Below are 18,650 nucleotides of genomic sequence, written 5' to 3' on the forward strand. Positions count from 1 at the left end.
ACCTCCAATTTTAATCTAGCGTCCCATATCTTTCGGCAAGCCTAAAATCCGCTCAGCAATCGTGTTCTTCTGGATTTCACTTGTCCCGCCGCCAATCGTTTGACCAAAGGAATAGAGATAATTGTCCTGCCAGTAAGAGCTGCCAACAACGGCATCTTCCTTCCATAGAACTCCCTGATGACCTTGCAGGGAAATCGCTTGTGAAAACAAGTCCTTCGTTAATTCACTGACGATTAATTTGTCCATGGAGCCTTCCACGCCAGGATGTCCCTGTTTCAGCTGTTTCGTTAGATTGCGATAATAATTCAGGAGCGATCCTCTTGAACGCGCATAGAGATCAACCATCGTCCTTTGAACAAACGGATCATTCATTAATGGCTCACCATCGTCCGCTTCCAATTCCTTTGTCACCGCAACCAAGTCATTGAATTGCTGTTCGAGCGTAAATACTTGTGCACCAATTCCGGTCCTTTCATGCATCAGCAAGGCAATGGATACTCTCCAGCCCTCATCGACTTCGCCCACAATATCGGCATCATAAGCCACCGCATTGTTCAGGTACACTTCATTGAAATCATGCTTCCCATCCATCTGAATGATGGGCCTTGTCTCAACCCCTTCCTGATGCATATCAAGAAGGAAGGCGGTAATGCCTTTATGCTTTTTCTCATAGCGGTTCGTACGGGCCAATAGGAAGCATCGATCAGCCACATGGCCAAAGCTTGTCCATACCTTTTGGCCGTTAATGACCCACTTTTCTCCGTCTTTGACAGCGCTCGTTTGAAGGGCGGCTAAATCTGAGCCGGCATTCGGCTCGGAATAGCCTTGGCACCAAACCTCTTCGCCCGTTAAGATTTTCGGAATATAGGTTTCCTTTTGCTCCTCCGTACCGATTTGCATGAGCGTCGGCCCAACCATGTGAATTCCGACATAATTGATCAGTGGTGGTGCTTTCACGCGAACCATTTCTTGATGATAGACAATTTCCTCCATCAATGTGGCATTGCGGCCGCCATATTCTTTAGGCCAGGCAATCGCCGCATAGCCCCCCTCATAGAGCTTCCTCTGCCAATCTCTCAAGAATCCGGCCTCATCATCAGGCATTTTGAAGGTGCCCTCAAGCCATCCTTCGGGCAAGTTCGCTTCTAGCCATGCGCGCAGTTCCTGGCGAAATGCTTCTTCCTTTTTGGAAAATGAAAAATCCATTCAATATCCCTCCCTTTCTTTACGCTCTTGTCCATTGAGGAAGCGCACGTTCCTCGGTAATGTCCTGCCAAATCATTTTGACCGGCATGCCAATCTCTATGTCCTCCGGGGAACATTCCAATACATTGCCAATCAGTTTCACTTCACGGGCGTCAGCCAATTCAATGCTTGCAATGATATGCGGCAGATCATCCTGAAAGCCTGGTAAAAACGGCCGATAAGATACGATATACGAATAGACGCTTCCGAGAATATCACTGCCTTTATTCTCCCAGCTCAGCTCGGTACTGCCACACTTTGCGCAAGCAGGACCTGGCGGGTGTAAATGGGTTTGACAGGAATCACATTTTTGCAAAACGAGTTCATGCCGGTCGGCAGCATCCCAATAGGGGTGATTATCTTCATTTTTTAATGGAATTGGTTTCTGATAGCTCATCTGTTTTCCTCCTTCTAATTTCGCAGAATCATGGCACCGGCAATATCCGGTCCGGCCCAGCCTGTGCAAATGCCAATCTCGCAATCCTCCACTTGACGGTCTGTCCCTTTATATTCATGACGTACCTGTCGGACAATTTCGAGTACATTATTCATCCCGTGTGTATAGCCTTCAGAAAGCATGCCGCCCGCCGTATTGGTAGGAAGCTTTCCGCCCATTTTCAAATTACCAGCGGCGACGAAATCGCCAACCTCTCCCCGCGGTGCAAACCCGTATGCTTCGAGCTGCCTAAGTACGACCCAGCTAAAGCAATCATAGATTGAAGCTACTTGGATATCCGCTGGTTTCACACCGGCTTTTTTGTATAGTTCAGGAGCGACATAGTCAGAGGCCACTTCATCTAAATTGGACCAGTAATGCGAATGCGAGACACATTGGCGCGCCTCAATCCCCATAATATAAACCGGCCTTGACTTGCAGTCCCTTGCCCGTTCGGCACTGGTCACGATAATCGCGTTTGCTTCATCAGACTCGAGACAAAAATCATGGCGATTAAAGGGATAACTCAAATAAGGTGTATCTTTGTATGTCTCCATCGAGAGAGGTTTTCCATAAAAGAACGCCTTTGGATTCCTTTGGGCATGCTCATAAAAGCTGACGCATACATGGCCGAGATGCTCTTGCGTAAGGCCTGTTTCATGCATATGACGCGTCGCGAATAAGCCAAACCATTGCCCAGGCCCGCCTGCACCGTACGGAATGAGAAAGCTTCCCCCATCAATGACGGATTGTAAGAGATTGATATCCCAGCCACCGCCGCCCATGCGCACACCTGACCGTCCATTCATCGAGCGGTAGATCATGACCGTATTGACTTGGCCTGTTTCAATTAACCCAATCGCATCAGCAATGAGCATTTCCGTTGAGCTCCCGCCTCCGCTAATATCCTTCACATATTTAGGGCGAACCCCTAAATAGGTAGCTAATTGATGAGAGGTGCATGAGTCGCCTTCCGAATAACTCATGAATCCATCAATATCTGTTGCTTGAAGTCCCGCGTCACTTAATGCCGCTCGTGCTGCATGAAGTGCTAAATTCAAGGGCGTTGTCCCCGACTTTTTTGATCGTTCACTTTCCCCAACACCGACAATGGCATACCGATCCTTGATATCTGCCATGATTGATAACCTCCTCCAATTTCATGAAATCAAACAAATCTGACCGTTGCTTCCCCATACCCGACAACTTGACCCGGTGCTTTTTCTGCTGTCAGCTCAAGCTTTGCGAAACGCTCTCCGTCTTCCTCATAAAGTTTCTTCACGATTGCATGACTGGTAATCGCATCCCCCGGTCTCGTCACAGCACCAAACCTCATTTTGAAATTAACCGGGATAGCATTCGTGCCCGCGAGCTTCATGACATATTCACCTAAGAAGCCCATGACTAGCATCCCGTGGGCAATTACGCCCGGCATTCCTACTTTTTGGGCAAATTCATCATCTGTATGGAGCGGATTGTAATCACCTGATGCGCCCGCATACTTCACTAACTGAACCTTCGTCACTGCTGGCTTTACATAGGGTTCTAGCCTTTGACCCTCCTGAATGGTTTCAAACTCCATTTGCGGCATGTATGCAGCCTCCCCTCTATCACTTGAAATCATCATTTCTTTGCTTCCTCTTTCGCCTTCTTACTCGCTGGACGATAGATCATATTCGTCCGGCTGACAGCCACCAATTCCCCGCTCTCATCCTTCATCTCTGTATCTAACACCAAAAATTGCATCGTCCCTGATTTGCCTTCCCTGTCGTAAAGATCGGTTACTTTCATTTGACAGACGAGGCGGTAACCAGGTCGTATGGGACGCTGATAGATAAATTCCTGTTCCCCGTGCAGCACTCTTGTATAATCGAGCGGAAGGTCAATTGCTCCGCCGCTATCCTGGCCAATCACAACTGGAAAGCTAGGAGGGGCGATAATGCCGCCATAAATGGTACTGGCTGCATATTCCTCGTCAACATACAAAGGGTTGTTGTCACCGATTGCTTCGGCAAATTGGCGGATATGCCGCTTTTCTACCTCAAACACAAACGGTTTCCCTGTCAATCCGATCAAGCTTTTATCTAATTCCATTCTTCCTCACCCCTTAATCGCTGTCTTTTCTTTTACCGCATCGCTAAGCACGATCATCGCATCCGCTGCCTTCACGCCATTTTCATAGACGATCAGCGGGTTCATGTCCAATTCCTCTATACGCGCTTCCTCATTCGTCACTAGGGCTGAGACTTTCAGGATCACATCCGCGATTGCCTCTATATCGACGCCAGCCTGGCCGCGAATCCCCTCCAACACAGGGTATCCCTTGATTTCTTTGATCATGTCCATCGCATCCATCCTAGTTAAAGGAGCGACCCTGAAGGAAACATCCTTAAAGACCTCTACAAAAATGCCGCCCAAGCCGAACATGATTACCGGACCAAATGCTGCATCCTTCACAGCTCCAATGATGACTTCAATCCCTTCAGGCAGCATTTCCTGCACAGAAATTCCATCCAGTCTCGCATCTGCTTTATACGCTCTGGCATTCTCTTCAATTTGCTTGAACGCATCCCTTACTTCCTGATCTCCGTTGATGCTCAAGCAAATAGCCTTGGCCTCTGTCTTATGCGGAATATCGGGGGAATCGATTTTCAGCACAACCGGATAGCCAATCTCATTCGCAAACTGAACCGCTTCCTCCGCTGTTTTGGCAACCATTCGCTTCGTAGTCGGTATTCCCTGCCTCTCCAAAACGTCTGTTGCCATCGATTCACTGAGAGTCGTTTCTGCATGATCCGTATGGCTGAATTCATGTGCGATAGCGGTAAAATCTTCGTGAAGATTCTGTTTTTGCACTTTGCGCAAATGTTCACTGTAAGCCTGTAAATAGGCTAATCCCTTAATCGGATTCAAATCGCCCGGAATGACCGGAATGCCATTTTCCTCTAAGGTCTTCGTTCCTTTCGGGATGGACATTCCATCTAATGGGAAGGTCGTCACGAGAACGAATTTATCGGAGTTTTGGCAAATCTTGATGAACTCCTGCAAATAGTGGTTGTCGCTATCCCACCCTAACGGGAATTCCGTCAAAATAATGTTATGCACCTCGGGATCCTCAACGAGAGCCCTCATTGGAGCGATGAAGAGCTCAGGATTCGTGACAGAGGCGGCAGCGGTTAAATCAATCGGATTTGAAGCGCTTCCATAAGAAGGAATCACACCCTTAATTTCCGCTTGTGTCTTCTCACTGAGCGGAATGACCTTCAAACCAAAGGACTCACTGCGATCGGCTTCATTGATTCCCCGTCCGCCTGAGCTTGTGATAATAACCGTGTTCTTGCCCTTAGGCAGCTTATTGGATAGGAATAACTTCGAAAAAGTGATGATATCCTCGTAATCATCCACCCGTACGATTCCGGTCTGTTTGAAGAAGGCATCATAAATGGCATCAGAGCCTGCGAGAGAACCAGTATGCGAGGAGGCCGCCCTGCTTCCGGCTTCACTGCGCCCCGTTTTCATCAGCACAATCGGTTTCTTGTGCTCAAGCGCTTTATTAGCCAAACCTCTTAGCTTTTCCGTATTTTTCGCGCCTTCTAAGTACCCGGTGATGACCTTTGTTTTATCGTCGTGGATCATGTATTCGACCACATCAGAAAACTCGACATCCATCTCATTGCCCACACTGGCAAAATAATTGAAGGTCAGGCCTTTTTGAGCCGCTGCCATATACGTAAGTACGCCATAGGCTCCACTTTGAGAAACATAGCCCACCGCTCGTTCATCATGAAAAGGAACAGCCAAAATCGCTGGTGAGAATGTGCCAATGAAGCCATTCATCGTGTTCACTAGACCGACGCAATTGGGACCAATGATTCTGATTCCGTATTCCTTGGCAATTTCACCAAGAACTCTTTGCTGCTCTGCACCCTCCTCTCCCACTTCTGAAAATCCCGACGCAAAGATAATCGCTGCTTTAACCCCTTTCTGGCCGCACTCTATGAGACTATCCTTAATCTGATTAGCACCGACACAAAGTATGGCAACGTCAACCGGCTCTGTTATCTCACTGATGCTCGGATAACAAGGGAGTCCTGCAATGACATCAGCTTTCGGATTGATCGGATAGATGGCACCGCCGAATTTCCCGTCTATCAAAGCCTTTAATTGAATATGCCCGATTTTGTATGGGTTCTCCGAAGCTCCTAAGATGGCTACCGATTGTGCATTGAATAGTGGCTCTAACGTTTCAATCGACTTTTTTTCTTCTCGCATTTCTTCACCTCTGCTTCTATTGATAAGGACGAATCCTGTTCATTATTTTATCGAAGGGAGGCATGGACTTAGGCAAAGCTGTCAACCTTAAATCATTTAATGATTAGGGAGTCAAGCATAGAATGGAATTCCCTATCCCTTGGTGTATAAGGGATGAAAAATCAGCCAATTTATTTATGTACGAATGAACCCCGACATTCACCAAGCAAAGCCTCGACTTTCAGGAAACTTCATCCTCCATCCACGCAAAAAAGAAGCTGCCTCCATTTAGCAGCTCCTTTACATATATCGCTGTATCCATTTTGTTATACTGAGTTGAATCTTGTCAGACGGATGTTTGCTTCCGCATTCAATATGGCTTAAATAAGAGGGGGAAACCCCTATTTCTTCTGCCACTTGGCTTAACGTCAAGCCAAGCTGGCTACGCATCAATCGCAGCTGCTGGCCTAATAGATTCAATGATGACATCGGCATCAGCGATCCTTGATTATGCTTTGTCTTCTTCCTTTTTTGAATAGATTGGTATTGTTCTGTAATAACAGCAGGAGGTTCGATGATGATGGCTGCATTCCTCCAGGTACGGTACCATCCCCTCGAATCCGCAATCGTTTCATCCCATTTATGGTCATAGTACCAGCCGCCAATAATCCCGTCTTCGTGTAGAGTATCCAAGGCTTTCTCTAACCGATCCCTCGTCCTTGAAGGGGTTCGTTCATTTATATCCTCGCCAATGGCATTCAAGAGCGTCGCGACTTTATTCGGTTGAAGATAGTCCCCTTTTCTTGCCTGGGTGCGCCATCTCCAGCTGACATATCTAGCTAACCGTTTCTCCCATGTCCGGTGGTGAGGATGATAATGCAAAGCCTTAATTGGCAAAATCGCTATTTGCCTTCCGGAGCCATACAGGTATCTGGAAAAGATGTCATCGATGGTGAAATAGACTTTCTTCTCTTCAGCAAGCTCTGAGATTCGGCATTCCTTACCGGCACTGTCCTTAAACAGGAATGTTCGCCCTTGAAGTTTCATCTCGACGGGCCTGCCTTTCACATAAATGACCGCTTTTTCTATTTCAATCCAAAGGCTTTGTATTCGTGAAAGCGATTCCAAAACTTGCCGGCGCTGTTTCTGTTCATAACCGCCCCGACGCCCTTCCCCTCCCAGTTTCGCCTTCAGTCCCCTCATTTGCAGTAATTCGTCGAAATACACCTCAATTAAATCCTTTGAATGGCTCGCCCTCGACAGGAATACACTGCATAAGGCATCAAATAGATCGACATCTAAATCAGATACACCCTCTGCTTCTCGCCATGCTTGGTCGACAGGCAGACCAGCCTGCCAATCATCCGCAAAAAAAGGCGGCTTAAACTGGACCACCCCTTCCATATTTCCTTTATATAGCGGGGTTGTTGGCCAAGGATTCGTTTCATCGGAACAAAACATATTCTTATATAAGGCTTCCCTGACATTCTGATAGGCGACATTATTCATTACATGTATATAACCGGAAACAGATTGTGTACCGGGAATTTGCTGACTATTCGTCTGCTCGGCAAGAAGCTTCTCCAGCTTTCCATTTTTATCAGTGAGGATAATCAGGATTTCTTCCATCCATCCGGATAGATGCTGACTAATCAGCTCGCTGAACCGTGCTGTAAAACCCTCGTTCGAAAGACTTCTTGATAGATAATCATGAAATTGTTTATTCAACTCTAATGTATCCAGTCCAGCAATATATTCATAGCCGATGGATTGCACCATCTCATCCAATACCCATTCAGTCAAACTGCAGCGAAACCACGCACAGAAATCCTCCCAGACATTCTCCTCTGACAGAAATGTTTCATTCTTAATAAAATGGCTAACCGTTTTGATGAGTTCAGCTCGGTCGGACCCCTTCTGGACGCTCATCCGGCTATGCTGTTTCTCGAGAATCTCCACGATGTTGACCGCCATACTTGAAATAATCTGATTCCGGGCAGCAACACGCAGATTCTGAAAGATCTCCTCGCTTTCCCGGTAGACCTTCTCAAAAACAACAAAGGAATTTGCTTTCGCACGCTCCCACTGAGCAGTCATGACTGCTTGGGCTTCATTCTTTACACCCTGCTCATAAATACAAACGACTAAGTAATGATCAATCTTATCGGCCAAACGATTTTTCTCTGCATCTATCGTATGCAGCTTTGCCATACCCTTTGGATGAATAGGACCCTTTTTCTTCAGTTCTTTTCTTATCATAAAAAACCTCCAGGAAACCTAATCAATTTTTGCCCATGAGAATGATGGACGACTACTATTAGTACATTCTACATGGATGTTCTTGAGTCCTTTTATTAGGGGAAATTAGTAAGCAGATTTAGAAGGATGAAACATCATTAAAGTGGAAGTGGAATGAATGCGCAAGAACAAAAAGCGGGAACACTCTGGTCACATTTCCAGATTATTCAATGTCTAATCCTTCCGCCATTCTCATTATCTTTGCCAATCCTGATGTGAAAACCAAGCCTTGACTGCACCTCATATGCAGGAATCTTTTTACAGACACAAGAAAATACTACCACACTCCAATTTAAGGAATCTAGTTGACAAACGGCTGTAAAGCCTATTAGCATAGGATTTTCTACGATAATATTTGTTTATTTTTACTATTAGTAAGAATCTGCTTACTTACACCCCAAGATTTTCCTGCCATTTCTTTTCCATTTCTCGTTATAATCGTTTGTGAATTAACTTTTAAGGAGAGGAAAGATGATGAAGAAAAAGATCACGACATTCATACTCACTGGAGCTTTATTGCTTCCAACCGCATCTGCGTTTGCAGACTATCAATATACGGTGGTATCTGGAGATACTTTGTGGAAGGTTGCCGACAAAACGGAGACTGGCATTAGCGAATTGATTGCTGCCAATCCTAGGATCTCTAATATCAACCTCATTTATCCAGGACAAAAACTTACTATTCCGACTCAGGATCAAATAAAAGAATACGAGCAAGAAGTTATTAGACTCGTCAATGTAGAAAGAACGAAACAAGGTCTCAAAGAATTGAAATATGATTGGGAGCTTGCTAGAGTAGCCAGATACAAGTCAGAGGACATGAGAGATAATAATTACTTTAGTCATAACAGCCCTGTATACGGATCACCATTTGATATGATGAAGAACTTCGGCATTAATTATAAAGCTGCCGGTGAAAATATCGCTAAAGGACAATCCACACCAGAGCAAGTGGTTAAAGCATGGATGAATAGCTCCGGACACAGAGCCAATATTTTGAGCACAAAGTTCACCCATATTGGCGTAGGCTACGCGAAAAACGGACATATTTGGACACAGCAATTTATTTCTAAGTAAGGAATATTCCTACTGAAGATAGTAGGAATGAATAAATTCCTACTATCTTTTATCCATACATAGTTCTGCAAGCAAGGGAACAGTTTAGCAGCTGCTATCAAGGAATAACCTATTCCTTGTGGGTAGGTATGATGTTCTCTGATTATAGTGACTTCTCAGATTTCGTCCACCTATCTACTTGAGTAACCGTTTGCTTATTGATGTTATATAGATAAGTGACATTAGGTTCATTTTCGAATATAACAAAGAGTTTCTTTTCATTGGTTAATCGATAATCATCTGAATCGGTCACTTCCCAATGATCTTCGGGAAAAACTCTTTCTAAATGCGTATCCAATTTCTCAATAGCAGATTTTGTTTGCAAATCCACTAGGAACGGTCTAATGGAGTAAAAGGTGATGCCGGCTATTAAAATAATCCATGATATGATTCTTAACATTTTTTTGAAGCTAGTAAGAAATAGTGCCAAAACATTCAACCCTATAAAAATGAAAATCAGTATACCTAATTCAATTATGGTTGTTGGCATCAAGGTATATCACCACAATTCTATTGTGATCAACTAAAAACTTGTAGATTTTTAAAGTACGCAGCCATCAACATTAAAATAGATGCTGATGCCACTCTAACTTTGATTTGCCTAAAACAATGGAAGGCAACCCAATAAACACTTGGGCTGCCTCATTCACTAAATCATTTAATCTTAAATGTAGCAGAATTATACTTTTTGCCATTTCCGAAAGGATTATAATTATTTTCGATATTTCCAGCGATATCGACAGAGAACCAGTTGAGGGTGCTTGTCTCGGTAATTTCGATCGATTCGGCTGATTCCCTCACACCGGAAAGCATCAATTTCGGAGAATCAAAGTTTGGTCGGCTGCCATCTAATGTGTAATAGATGGTCGCTGGTTCGCTCGTAATGAAGGATACATCCACTTTATCCTTATAGGTGCCGCTTCCTGGGTCGGCGATTGTGCGTGGATTTGTTTTGTCCTTAGCCTGATTATGGGCAACCTCCATCAATCCGATCAGGCCGTTGGAGAATTCCATCGCTTCTTCATGCCCTTCTTCAAAAGTCGGCTGGAAACCAACAGCTTCCCATCTCTTTGTGGACTTATTATAAAGGTCAGCACCGACTTCGAAGTTCCAGGCAAAGATGCCTTTTTCATACCATAGATAATCGGCTGAGTTACCTGCTGCTGAGTACAATACATCTGGAATCGGGCCAGTCCTTCCAGGGAGGATGACGGTTCCGCGGTGGTCCTGGATTTTATTAAGAATGTGACTGGATGCGGACCAATAAAAAGCTTCTTCTCCAGCAGTCGGGCGCGGCAATGTGTTCCTTTCAGCATCATACGATCCTGGAGACCACATGAAATATCCGCCATAGCTATGAACGTTCATCGCAAATTTGATATGGCTGTATTCATCAACAAGCCAGGCCATATTTCTCATTTCCACTTCAGAGCCTTCTTCAGGCCCTGCAAAAGTCGAGCTTGTGCAGGATGTCGATGCTCCGATAAAGCCGTCATACACGGATCCCGCTGTATAGTTTCGGTTCAGGTCAACACCCCAAGAGTTTTGATAACCAGGATCACTTTGGGTTGGACCACAATGGTTTTTCATGTTTTTCCGCTGCATATTATAGTCATAGAAGCTGTAATTGGCCCCGTCCGGATTCATCGTCGGAATCAGGAAGATATCCAGATTATTGACCAATTGTTTCGTTGGCTTATCATGGGCATAATTTCGGACTAAGCGCTCTGCCGTCTCGATTGTCACGAGTGGTGTCACCCATTCACGGGCATGCTCCTGGGAATAAGCGAGTACTCCAGGCTTCGTGCCGTTCTTCTGTTTCCCGATGCGGATGACCTTCATCGTTTGCGGCTCGCGTGAAACAGATTCAGGTGCATCCAATCCGTCTGTCAGCTGCGCTGATGCCGCAGATAGGACTCCCGCTCCCGCATTTCCTCGATACGTTGTGGCGCTTACCACTGATTTTGCCTGGCTATTAATCGCCGCAACTGCCTGAGCTGCAGTCGTCGTTATTTCCTTGTCTCTATTCGTCGCTAATTGGACGGTAATGACATTCTTTTTAACCGTTACTTTCAGGTTGGCATTCTTCTTATTCGGATTCACCAGCTCGACGGAAAAATCATTTCCTCCCTTATGTCCCCAAGCCTTGGACGTCAGAACGATGGCATTATTGCTCATCTCCCCGATTGTGGCTTGAGCGTGTCGCCGATATCCATTCGTTTTGTACGGCATCTCCACAATTTCAATCAGCTCAGGAAATTCCTCGGCCAAGCTTTCTGCTCTCTCATATAATTCATTTGGATCCATATAATGATCAACAAAGTCCTTCACGTAATGGTCGTTCGGCTCATCAGGAAGGTCGCCAAGCCATTCCGTCAGCTTTTTGGACGTCTTTCCTCCCAAATTCGATTCAATGGTTACTTCCCTCGGAATCTCATCGACTTCAATTAATATAGTGTGGTATAGATACTGTCCATAATCCACTTTCCTTGAAAGAGTCGCCGATTTTTCACTGTCGCCTTCCTTCCATTTTGCCGTCAAAGCGGTGCTGGCTGTTTCTCCCGCACTGGATTTGACCTCCAAGTAAAGGAAATCCCCTGACTGGTTGGTAAAATAATTGGCCCGTAATACCTTTAATGTATCTATTTCAGAGGCTAGTTCCTGCTCGAGCGCCTGAGATGTGTTACGTTCCGCTACATTCCCCCTCCACTGGGATTCCGTCACAATGGTCTCTTTCTTCTTCACACCCAACATTTCTAGTGTTGCAAGCTCAGTAGGAGTCACAACGACATCCGCTTCAATCACGCCATCATGCTCATGCACACTATGCGTCAGGTCGACCCCCATTTCCTGCATCTTATCGAATGTTTTGCGATCCGGGATGACCAATTTGACGATGGATGACGTTTCCTCCTTGGCGATTGGTACAACGGCTTGATCATTCACAGCCGTATTCGCCATCGCCCCCACCGGGTACAAGGACGCCAATGTGAAACTAGAAAGTACTAATAACTTGGCAAAGCCTTTCTTTGCCTGCTTCTTCTTCATACATACACCCCATTCTACTTTTTTTGCGCTATATAGAGTAAAATCTATATAAAATTGATAGAATATGGTGTCGCAATCTGCTGTCATGGCAAAAATGAGACTATACACTTAACCACTGGATAAAAGTGTCCATTTCAATACACACAGAGTGAATAAACCACCCTTTAGCCCCCGCCTTTTCACCCTGTAAACCGGTGAATACTAGTTTCCTAAAAGAGCAATAAGCAAACGGAGTAGCGATTAATGTAGAATAGAACAGAATAATAGTTATCATATTGATGGAATCTCTTTGACGAAGGCTAATGATAGATTCCCGAATAGACTTTTGAACCAGATTCGTGTCCCGTTATTTATTGGCTTGTAGATTATAAGCTCCATCTAGCTATTAATCATATCCGGCACATGATAAAAGCCACCCTTCATCAGAAAGGTGGCCAAAAGAATGCCTATTCTATCTTTCTACACGATTCCCGCTCCTTAAACTCAGTTGGAATCGTAACCCGCTTTGCAAAAGTATTCGGGTTCTTAATCTTTTCGATTAAACAATTCGTTGCTTCAATACCTAGTCGAGGAATATTGATTTCCACAGACGTCAAAGGTGGTTTTGAATGCTGAGAGAGTGTTTGATTATTAAACCCGATGATGGAGACATCCTCTGGTACACGAATAGTCAGTTTTTCCAGATAGCTTAAGATCTCATACCCAGTCAAATCATCCTGGGCAATGATGGCTGTTGGGATAGGTTTCAGTTCCATTAGGCTTTTAATCGATTCGAACCCATGATCATTAAATAGCTGTTCATCAATCAAATAATCTTCGCAGAATGGAATTCCACTCTCCTCTAAGGCATCCCGGTATCCCTTTAAGCGGTCAACGGTTACGGCAAAGTTTTCGTTTCCGCCAATAAAGGCAATGTGTTTATGCCCAAGCTTGATGAGATAATTTGTCACGTCTTTGGCGACGGTCACATTATCATTATCGACATACGTAATGCTGTTTTCATGCATGAGCGGTCTGCCTATCACCGTAAAAGGAAAATCAACCTCTTTCAGGAACTCAATGACCTCATCATTTTTACGAGAATACAAGAGGATGAGCCCGTCTACCCTTTTTCCTTGTACCATCGAAACCACTTCTTCATAGATTCCTTCTCGTGTATAACTGGTCGATAAATATAGTCCATATTTCTGCTCATTGGCTCTACGGCTAATCCCGCGAAGAACGACCGAGAAGAACGGATTCTTAAATGCGTGATACGCTGTGTCAGGCATAATAACACCAATGGTCTGTGTGCTTTTCCCGACTAAGCTTTGAGCCTGGAAATTAGGGGTATACCCCAACCGTTCCATCACTTTCCGGACTCTGCGTTTTGTTTGACTGCTGATATGCGGGCTATCCTTGAGTACCCTTGATACAGTGGATGGTGCTACATTCGCTTCTCTGGCAACATCTTTAATCGTTACATCCGCCAATGCCCTACCTCCGTTCCTGTATCCTTATTTCACGGCACCCTCGGATACACCTTTAATAATTTGTTTTTGCGCAAAGAAGTAGCCGATAATGACCGGAAGAATGGCCAGAGTTAATCCAGCAAGGGCAAGATGCCATTGTTTTGTATACTCCCCAAAGAAGAAGAACATCTTAAGTGGTAGAGTCTGCATACCATCCTGATTAATAACAAGGGAAGGCAGCAAATAGTCATTCCAAATCCAAATCGTATTCAAGATAGCAACCGTAACCGTAATAGGCTTCAATATTGGGAAGATAATATGCCAAAAGATTTGCCATCTGTTGGCCCCATCAATCGTTGCTGCTTCATCCAATGATTGGGATATCCCCTTTAACGATCCATGGTACAAAAAGATGGACAAGCTGGCGCCAAAACCAACGTACATAAAGATTAACCCTGCACGGTTCAGCATTTCAAACTTACCAAAAACCGAGATTAATGGAATCATAACGGTTTGGAAAGGGATCAGCATCGCTGCCACGAATACAAAGAATAAAACTGTACTCACCTTACTTTTATTCCGTGAAAGAGCATACGCTGCCATGGAAGAAAAGAGAATAATCAACACGACACTCACAACGGTAATGAAGACGGAATTAAAGAGTGTCTTCAGGAAATCCAATTGTTTAAAGGCTTCTACATAGTTGTCGAAATTAAGGGCTTCCGGAAGATTTAAGACATCTGTAAACATTTCCTTCTTCGTTTTAAAGGAGTTGACAATCATGATATAAAATGGGGAGAGCCAAAGTAAAGCCAACATAATCCCGATGATTTCTAAAGGCCAGTTATGCTTTCTGCGCATTACAACTCAACCTCCCTTTTCTTGTTGATGTACACTTGTGTCAAGCTGATGGATGCGACAATTAAGAAGAAGACAACGGCTTTTGCTGATGCATAGGCCATATCACTTTCTTTAAACGCTGTCTGGAAGATTTCCATCGCCACCATTTGCGTGGAATTATAAGGACCGCCGCCTGTTAAACTTAAGTTCTGATCATATAGCTTAAATGTATTGGACAGCGTCAAGAACATACTAACTGTAAATGCCGGTGCAACGAGAGGGAAAATAATCGCACGAAGCTTTTGGAAATAGTTTGCTCCATCAATCTCGGCAGCTTCAGTTAATTCTTCTGGAACGCTTTCAAGATAGGAAATGTAAATAATCATAATATAGCCAGCCATTTGCCAGCTCATCAGGATGACTAATCCCCAGAAACCAGTTGAGGCAGTAGATAACCACCCTTGCAGCCCTTCATAGCCCAAGGCTACACCCACCGCGTCAAAGGCTTTCGTGAAAATAAACTGCCAAATAAATCCCAAAATCAACCCGCCAATTAAGTTCGGCATAAAGAATATAGTCCGAAGGAAATGACTTGATTTGATTCTTGAAGTAACAATTAAGGCCAATACTAAACCAATCACGTTAATTAAAATGATCGATACGAGGGAGAATTTCACGGTGAACCACAAGGCATCTACGAATTCTTTCTCCTGGAAAATACCGATATAGTTTTGGAACCCTACAAAAGCAGTTGTCTGAATTCCATTCCAGTCCGTAAATGAATAAAAGATTCCGAGTCCTAGCGGTAATAGGACGACCAAAAATAGCGATACGAGAACAGGTGTTAGAAATAGCCAGTAGGAAAAACTGCGAGTACGCATTATTACCCCTCCAAATTCATGACAGGAATGCCTTCTAATATTCATTAAACAATGTATCCAGCAAAACAAAGTAGCCCAAGATGTTCTACTTTGTTTTGCCGTTTTTCGTTATCCGAATATTATCGAGCGTCTGTCCAAGATTTTTGTGATTCTTTGACTAATTCATCCCAAGTCATTTCATCACTTAAATATTTTTGGATGTTTACACCCAATTTGTTCTCGCCCCAACCAGTTGGATAGCCCATGAATACCCAACCAATTGTTTTGCCTTCAGTCGCATATTCATATACTTCTCTAGAGATTGGATCCGCGATTTTGCTGGAATCATAGCCTTCATAAGCAGGGATAAAGCTGAAGTCTTCAAGAACGGTCTTCTTACCTTCATCAGATGTGTACAACCAATCTAAGAAATCTTTGGATGCTTCAATCACTTTTTCATCCTTGTTGCTGTTTACGCCCCAGTACATTGGAATGCCAACTGGAAGAGAATCTTCTTTATAGCCTTCTACAGGAATTGGCAGGATACCAACGTTTTCTTGAGCGAATTCCTCGTCAATTCCTTCGATGGAGCTGTATACCCAGTTACCTTGTTGAATCATGGCTACTTTACCAAGAGAGAAGTTTTCTTCAACTTGTTGAGAATAGTCAAGACTGACTGTTGGCTGAATGGAATATTTATTGGAGAGATCAATATACCATTTGAATTGATCGCCATATTTGAAATCAACACTGTCAGCGTTATATGCATTCATGATGTTCTCGTCAAATTCAGGAGAAAGGAACACGTTGGAGGAATGCAAGCCTGTTACCCACTTTTCTTTACCTGGCAAAGCGAAAACCGCTTTAATACCAAGTTCATCTTTTTTGCTGTCAATGGTTTTAACGGCTTTTTCAAGCGCTTCCGTTGTGGTGATTTCCTCTGCCTTAATACCGGCTTTTTCGAAGATTTCTTTGTTATAAAGCAGGCCGTATCCTTCTTGGTTATATGGAAGGCCTAGAACTTTATCATCTGTTGTGACACCGTCAAGCGTTCCCTCTAACGCTGCTTTAGAGGCTTCTGTATCCGATAAATCCGCTAATTTATCCTTCCAGTCCTCCACATCCTGCGGACCGCCAACATTATAGATAGCCGGTTCCTTACCGGAAGCGAATTTCGATTTCAACGCTGCACCATAATCCTCTCCGCCGCCGACTGTCGTAATATTAATATCTACATTTGGATTTTCCTTTTCATACTTTTCTGCCACTGCTTCAAATTGATCTTTAAACTCTACTTTAAATTGGAAAACATCAATAGTAACCTTGTCTCCGCTGCTAGATGAGGAGCTATCCGATGAACATCCCGTTAACATAGCTGTTGCTAATAGCGAAGCTGATAAAGCACCTGCATACCACTTTTTACGTTTCATACTTTTACCCTCTCTTTTCTATGATGTTTTAGGTTTAAGTAAACGCTTTCAAAACTATGTAAATAAAAATGAATATTACTCTTCCAAAATACTAAAATGTTTTCACATAATGAAAACGTTTGCATAAACCTTACATTTAAAATTTATCATAATAATACAGGAAATTCAAAGCTTTTTTTTATTATTTTATTATGTTTAAAAATTCAAACTTCACTGAAATTAGTAAGCGATTTTATAGGTTTTTACTATATTAATGTTGTTTATTCAATAAAATTCCAGTAACATCTCTAGCAATCTCAAATTTCCATATTCATTCTACACGTGCGCAGGAAGTGCTAGGTATGCAACTCCTGAGCAAACAAAAAAAAGCGACAGAAGCCGCTTATTGATTAAAAAATGTATGGACCAGCTGTTCATACTCATCGAAAAAGGCTGGGATTTCCTTAGAATCAAGACCATCACGCATATGCTTCGCCACACCCGTGAAATACCACTTCTGCTCGTCTCGGCCTTTTTTGAATTTTGCCCATATCCCCTCTCCCGCATCGTTGATGTCTTCAGCAAGTGAGCGCAAGTTATCCAGCTTATCGGCCACCACTAACGCTTTCACTTCAAGAGGAGCGGTTTTAATAGCTTCAATGGTATGCTGCTTACGATCATGCCAGGAATGGGCTTTGTTTTCCGTATTTCCGGCCACCACCTCTGCCACTCTCTCCCCAAATTCGCGTTTAATCTCCTCCATGGTGACAGGAGTATCTTCCACCGTGTCATGCAGATAGCCCGCTGCAATGACTTCCTCTGAAAATCCCGCTTTTCTTAAGGTTTCCGCAACACGGATAGGATGGCCAATCATCGGTTTCCCCGTGAGTTTTCTCGTTTGTCCATCATGTGCTTTGGTAGCAAATATCTTGGCTTTTTCGGTTAGATTCATACTAAATCCTCCTATCTTCCTCTTTCATATCCTCAGTGAATTTTACTTCTATTATTTCCTCAATTTCTTCAAATGGATTTACTTCAGCCACCTTATCGCCCGATTGCCTTGCCTTTTTCGTTTAAATTCAAATACACTAGGACGACAAAAAAGAGCCTTTAAAGGCCCGATGATGCATACGCAAAATTCTCATCCACATTCACAAAAAATCAGGCAGAACTCCACTCTTACATAAAAAGCTTACTAAAGAATAGATTTTAACATCATATCATGCGCCTGGCATTAAGTCAGGGACACCCCAATAACACCGATTGTCAAAACCGGACAGGTCACAAATTTGTGAAATATCCGGAATGACAACAGTATCATCATTAGCTTTTTCATCATAAGTAATAGAATTCCCCTCATCATCCCACCTATCCAGACAGTAATACTAAAAAAATCATCCTAGTAAAAGTGGATACTAACAGCTTAATCGTCGCCTAAATAATACTCCATCACCGCTACCGTTTTTCCCTCTCTTTTTGAAAAAGTGACCTCATGAATCTTAACCAGTTGATGCCTGTTCTCTGTGTTCTCTACAAAGTCATTCATCAAGTCGCAAACATCTTCCTTGTCTTCTCCAACGAATTCGTGCTTTAACAAACTACTAATGGTCATGTTCATTTCCTCCTTTAGAAATGGTTAAAGCAAAAGCTGAAGACCCCCTCTTTCTACTATTCCCGCTAAGGAATATGACCTACC

Annotated in this window: 16 protein-coding genes; 1 reads left to right on the forward strand and 15 read right to left on the reverse strand. The window is 43.6% G+C overall.

What is annotated here, in order from left to right; translation table 11 throughout:
* Positions 1–15: 15 nt before the first annotated feature.
* From AC622_RS10845 to AC622_RS10875, 7 genes are all read right to left on the reverse strand, one after another.
* The gene (locus AC622_RS10845) at positions 16–1,206 is read right to left on the reverse strand and encodes an acyl-CoA dehydrogenase family protein (protein WP_049671092.1); all 1,191 of its coding nucleotides are present in this window, start codon (positions 1,204–1,206) and stop codon (positions 16–18) included.
* 19 nt (positions 1,207–1,225) lie between these two features.
* A complete protein-coding gene (locus tag AC622_RS10850; protein ID WP_049671093.1) occupies positions 1,226–1,642 on the reverse strand; it encodes a Zn-ribbon domain-containing OB-fold protein in 417 nt (138 codons plus the stop codon).
* A gap of 14 nt (positions 1,643–1,656) precedes the next feature.
* On the reverse strand, positions 1,657–2,820 hold the full coding sequence (locus tag AC622_RS10855) for a thiolase C-terminal domain-containing protein (RefSeq protein WP_049671094.1): 1,164 nt from the start codon (positions 2,818–2,820) through the stop codon (positions 1,657–1,659).
* A gap of 29 nt (positions 2,821–2,849) precedes the next feature.
* Positions 2,850–3,308, reverse strand: a complete 459-nt coding sequence (locus tag AC622_RS10860) for a MaoC/PaaZ C-terminal domain-containing protein (protein WP_231589512.1) — start codon at positions 3,306–3,308, stop codon at positions 2,850–2,852.
* On the reverse strand, positions 3,305–3,775 hold the full coding sequence (locus tag AC622_RS10865; protein ID WP_049671095.1) for a MaoC family dehydratase N-terminal domain-containing protein: 471 nt from the start codon (positions 3,773–3,775) through the stop codon (positions 3,305–3,307). The genes AC622_RS10860 and AC622_RS10865 overlap by 4 nt, the downstream gene beginning before the upstream one ends.
* 6 nt (positions 3,776–3,781) lie before the next feature.
* Positions 3,782–5,953 (reverse strand): acetate--CoA ligase family protein, encoded by a 2,172-nt coding sequence (locus AC622_RS10870; protein ID WP_049671096.1) that lies wholly within the window; start codon positions 5,951–5,953, stop codon positions 3,782–3,784.
* A 279-nt stretch (positions 5,954–6,232) separates the two neighbouring features.
* Positions 6,233–8,191, reverse strand: coding sequence for a helix-turn-helix domain-containing protein (locus AC622_RS10875; protein ID WP_049671097.1), 1,959 nt, complete (start codon positions 8,189–8,191; stop codon positions 6,233–6,235).
* Positions 8,192–8,701: 510 nt separating this feature from the next.
* On the opposite strand from AC622_RS10875, the gene AC622_RS10880 reads away from it, so the two are divergent.
* Positions 8,702–9,307 (forward strand): CAP domain-containing protein, encoded by a 606-nt coding sequence (locus AC622_RS10880; RefSeq protein WP_049671098.1) that lies wholly within the window; start codon positions 8,702–8,704, stop codon positions 9,305–9,307.
* 142 nt (positions 9,308–9,449) lie between these two features.
* Here AC622_RS10880 and AC622_RS10885 read toward each other — a convergent pair whose 3' ends face one another.
* From AC622_RS10885 to AC622_RS10920, 8 genes are all read right to left on the reverse strand, one after another.
* On the reverse strand, positions 9,450–9,776 hold the full coding sequence (locus tag AC622_RS10885; protein ID WP_156185611.1) for a hypothetical protein: 327 nt from the start codon (positions 9,774–9,776) through the stop codon (positions 9,450–9,452).
* A gap of 224 nt (positions 9,777–10,000) precedes the next feature.
* Positions 10,001–12,394 (reverse strand): M14 family metallopeptidase, encoded by a 2,394-nt coding sequence (locus AC622_RS10890; protein WP_049671100.1) that lies wholly within the window; start codon positions 12,392–12,394, stop codon positions 10,001–10,003.
* A 446-nt stretch (positions 12,395–12,840) separates the two neighbouring features.
* Complete coding sequence (locus tag AC622_RS10895; protein ID WP_049671101.1) at positions 12,841–13,866, reverse strand: LacI family DNA-binding transcriptional regulator; 1,026 nt, start codon at positions 13,864–13,866, stop codon at positions 12,841–12,843.
* A 24-nt stretch (positions 13,867–13,890) separates the two neighbouring features.
* Positions 13,891–14,706, reverse strand: coding sequence for a carbohydrate ABC transporter permease (locus AC622_RS10900; protein WP_049671102.1), 816 nt, complete (start codon positions 14,704–14,706; stop codon positions 13,891–13,893).
* Entirely contained in the window at positions 14,706–15,566 is an 861-nt protein-coding gene (locus tag AC622_RS10905; protein ID WP_049671103.1) for a carbohydrate ABC transporter permease, read from the reverse strand. The genes AC622_RS10900 and AC622_RS10905 overlap by 1 nt, the downstream gene beginning before the upstream one ends.
* Before the next feature lie 119 nt (positions 15,567–15,685).
* On the reverse strand, positions 15,686–16,975 hold the full coding sequence (locus tag AC622_RS10910) for an ABC transporter substrate-binding protein (RefSeq protein WP_049671104.1): 1,290 nt from the start codon (positions 16,973–16,975) through the stop codon (positions 15,686–15,688).
* A gap of 382 nt (positions 16,976–17,357) precedes the next feature.
* Positions 17,358–17,906, reverse strand: coding sequence for an HD domain-containing protein (locus AC622_RS10915; protein ID WP_049671105.1), 549 nt, complete (start codon positions 17,904–17,906; stop codon positions 17,358–17,360).
* A 471-nt stretch (positions 17,907–18,377) separates the two neighbouring features.
* Positions 18,378–18,566: a hypothetical protein gene (locus AC622_RS10920; RefSeq protein ID WP_049671106.1), complete on the reverse strand. Its 189-nt coding sequence runs from the start codon at positions 18,564–18,566 to the stop codon at positions 18,378–18,380.
* Positions 18,567–18,650 lie beyond the last annotated feature (84 nt).

Origin of the sequence: Bacillus sp. FJAT-27916 (assembly GCF_001183965.1) — a bacterium.
Taxonomy (GTDB): Bacteria; Bacillota; Bacilli; order Bacillales; family Pradoshiaceae; genus Pradoshia.

Excerpts from the sequence above, each read along its gene's own strand:
- AC622_RS10900 (WP_049671102.1), bottom strand. The coding sequence starts at position 14,706 with ATGCGCAGAAAGCATAACTGGCCTTTAGAAATCATCGGGATTATGTTG.
- AC622_RS10845 (WP_049671092.1), bottom strand. The coding sequence starts at position 1,206 with ATGGATTTTTCATTTTCCAAAAAGGAAGAAGCATTTCGCCAGGAACTG.
- AC622_RS10880 (WP_049671098.1), top strand. The coding sequence starts at position 8,702 with ATGATGAAGAAAAAGATCACGACATTCATACTCACTGGAGCTTTATTG.
- AC622_RS10875 (WP_049671097.1), bottom strand. The coding sequence starts at position 8,191 with ATGATAAGAAAAGAACTGAAGAAAAAGGGTCCTATTCATCCAAAGGGT.
- AC622_RS10905 (WP_049671103.1), bottom strand. The coding sequence starts at position 15,566 with ATGCGTACTCGCAGTTTTTCCTACTGGCTATTTCTAACACCTGTTCTC.
- AC622_RS10870 (WP_049671096.1), bottom strand. The coding sequence starts at position 5,953 with ATGCGAGAAGAAAAAAAGTCGATTGAAACGTTAGAGCCACTATTCAAT.
- AC622_RS10850 (WP_049671093.1), bottom strand. The coding sequence starts at position 1,642 with ATGAGCTATCAGAAACCAATTCCATTAAAAAATGAAGATAATCACCCC.
- AC622_RS10855 (WP_049671094.1), bottom strand. The coding sequence starts at position 2,820 with ATGGCAGATATCAAGGATCGGTATGCCATTGTCGGTGTTGGGGAAAGT.
- AC622_RS10865 (WP_049671095.1), bottom strand. The coding sequence starts at position 3,775 with ATGGAATTAGATAAAAGCTTGATCGGATTGACAGGGAAACCGTTTGTG.
- AC622_RS10890 (WP_049671100.1), bottom strand. The coding sequence starts at position 12,394 with ATGAAGAAGAAGCAGGCAAAGAAAGGCTTTGCCAAGTTATTAGTACTT.
- AC622_RS10915 (WP_049671105.1), bottom strand. The coding sequence starts at position 17,906 with ATGAATCTAACCGAAAAAGCCAAGATATTTGCTACCAAAGCACATGAT.
- AC622_RS10910 (WP_049671104.1), bottom strand. The coding sequence starts at position 16,975 with ATGAAACGTAAAAAGTGGTATGCAGGTGCTTTATCAGCTTCGCTATTA.
- AC622_RS10860 (WP_231589512.1), bottom strand. The coding sequence starts at position 3,308 with ATGATGATTTCAAGTGATAGAGGGGAGGCTGCATACATGCCGCAAATG.
- AC622_RS10920 (WP_049671106.1), bottom strand. The coding sequence starts at position 18,566 with ATGACCATTAGTAGTTTGTTAAAGCACGAATTCGTTGGAGAAGACAAG.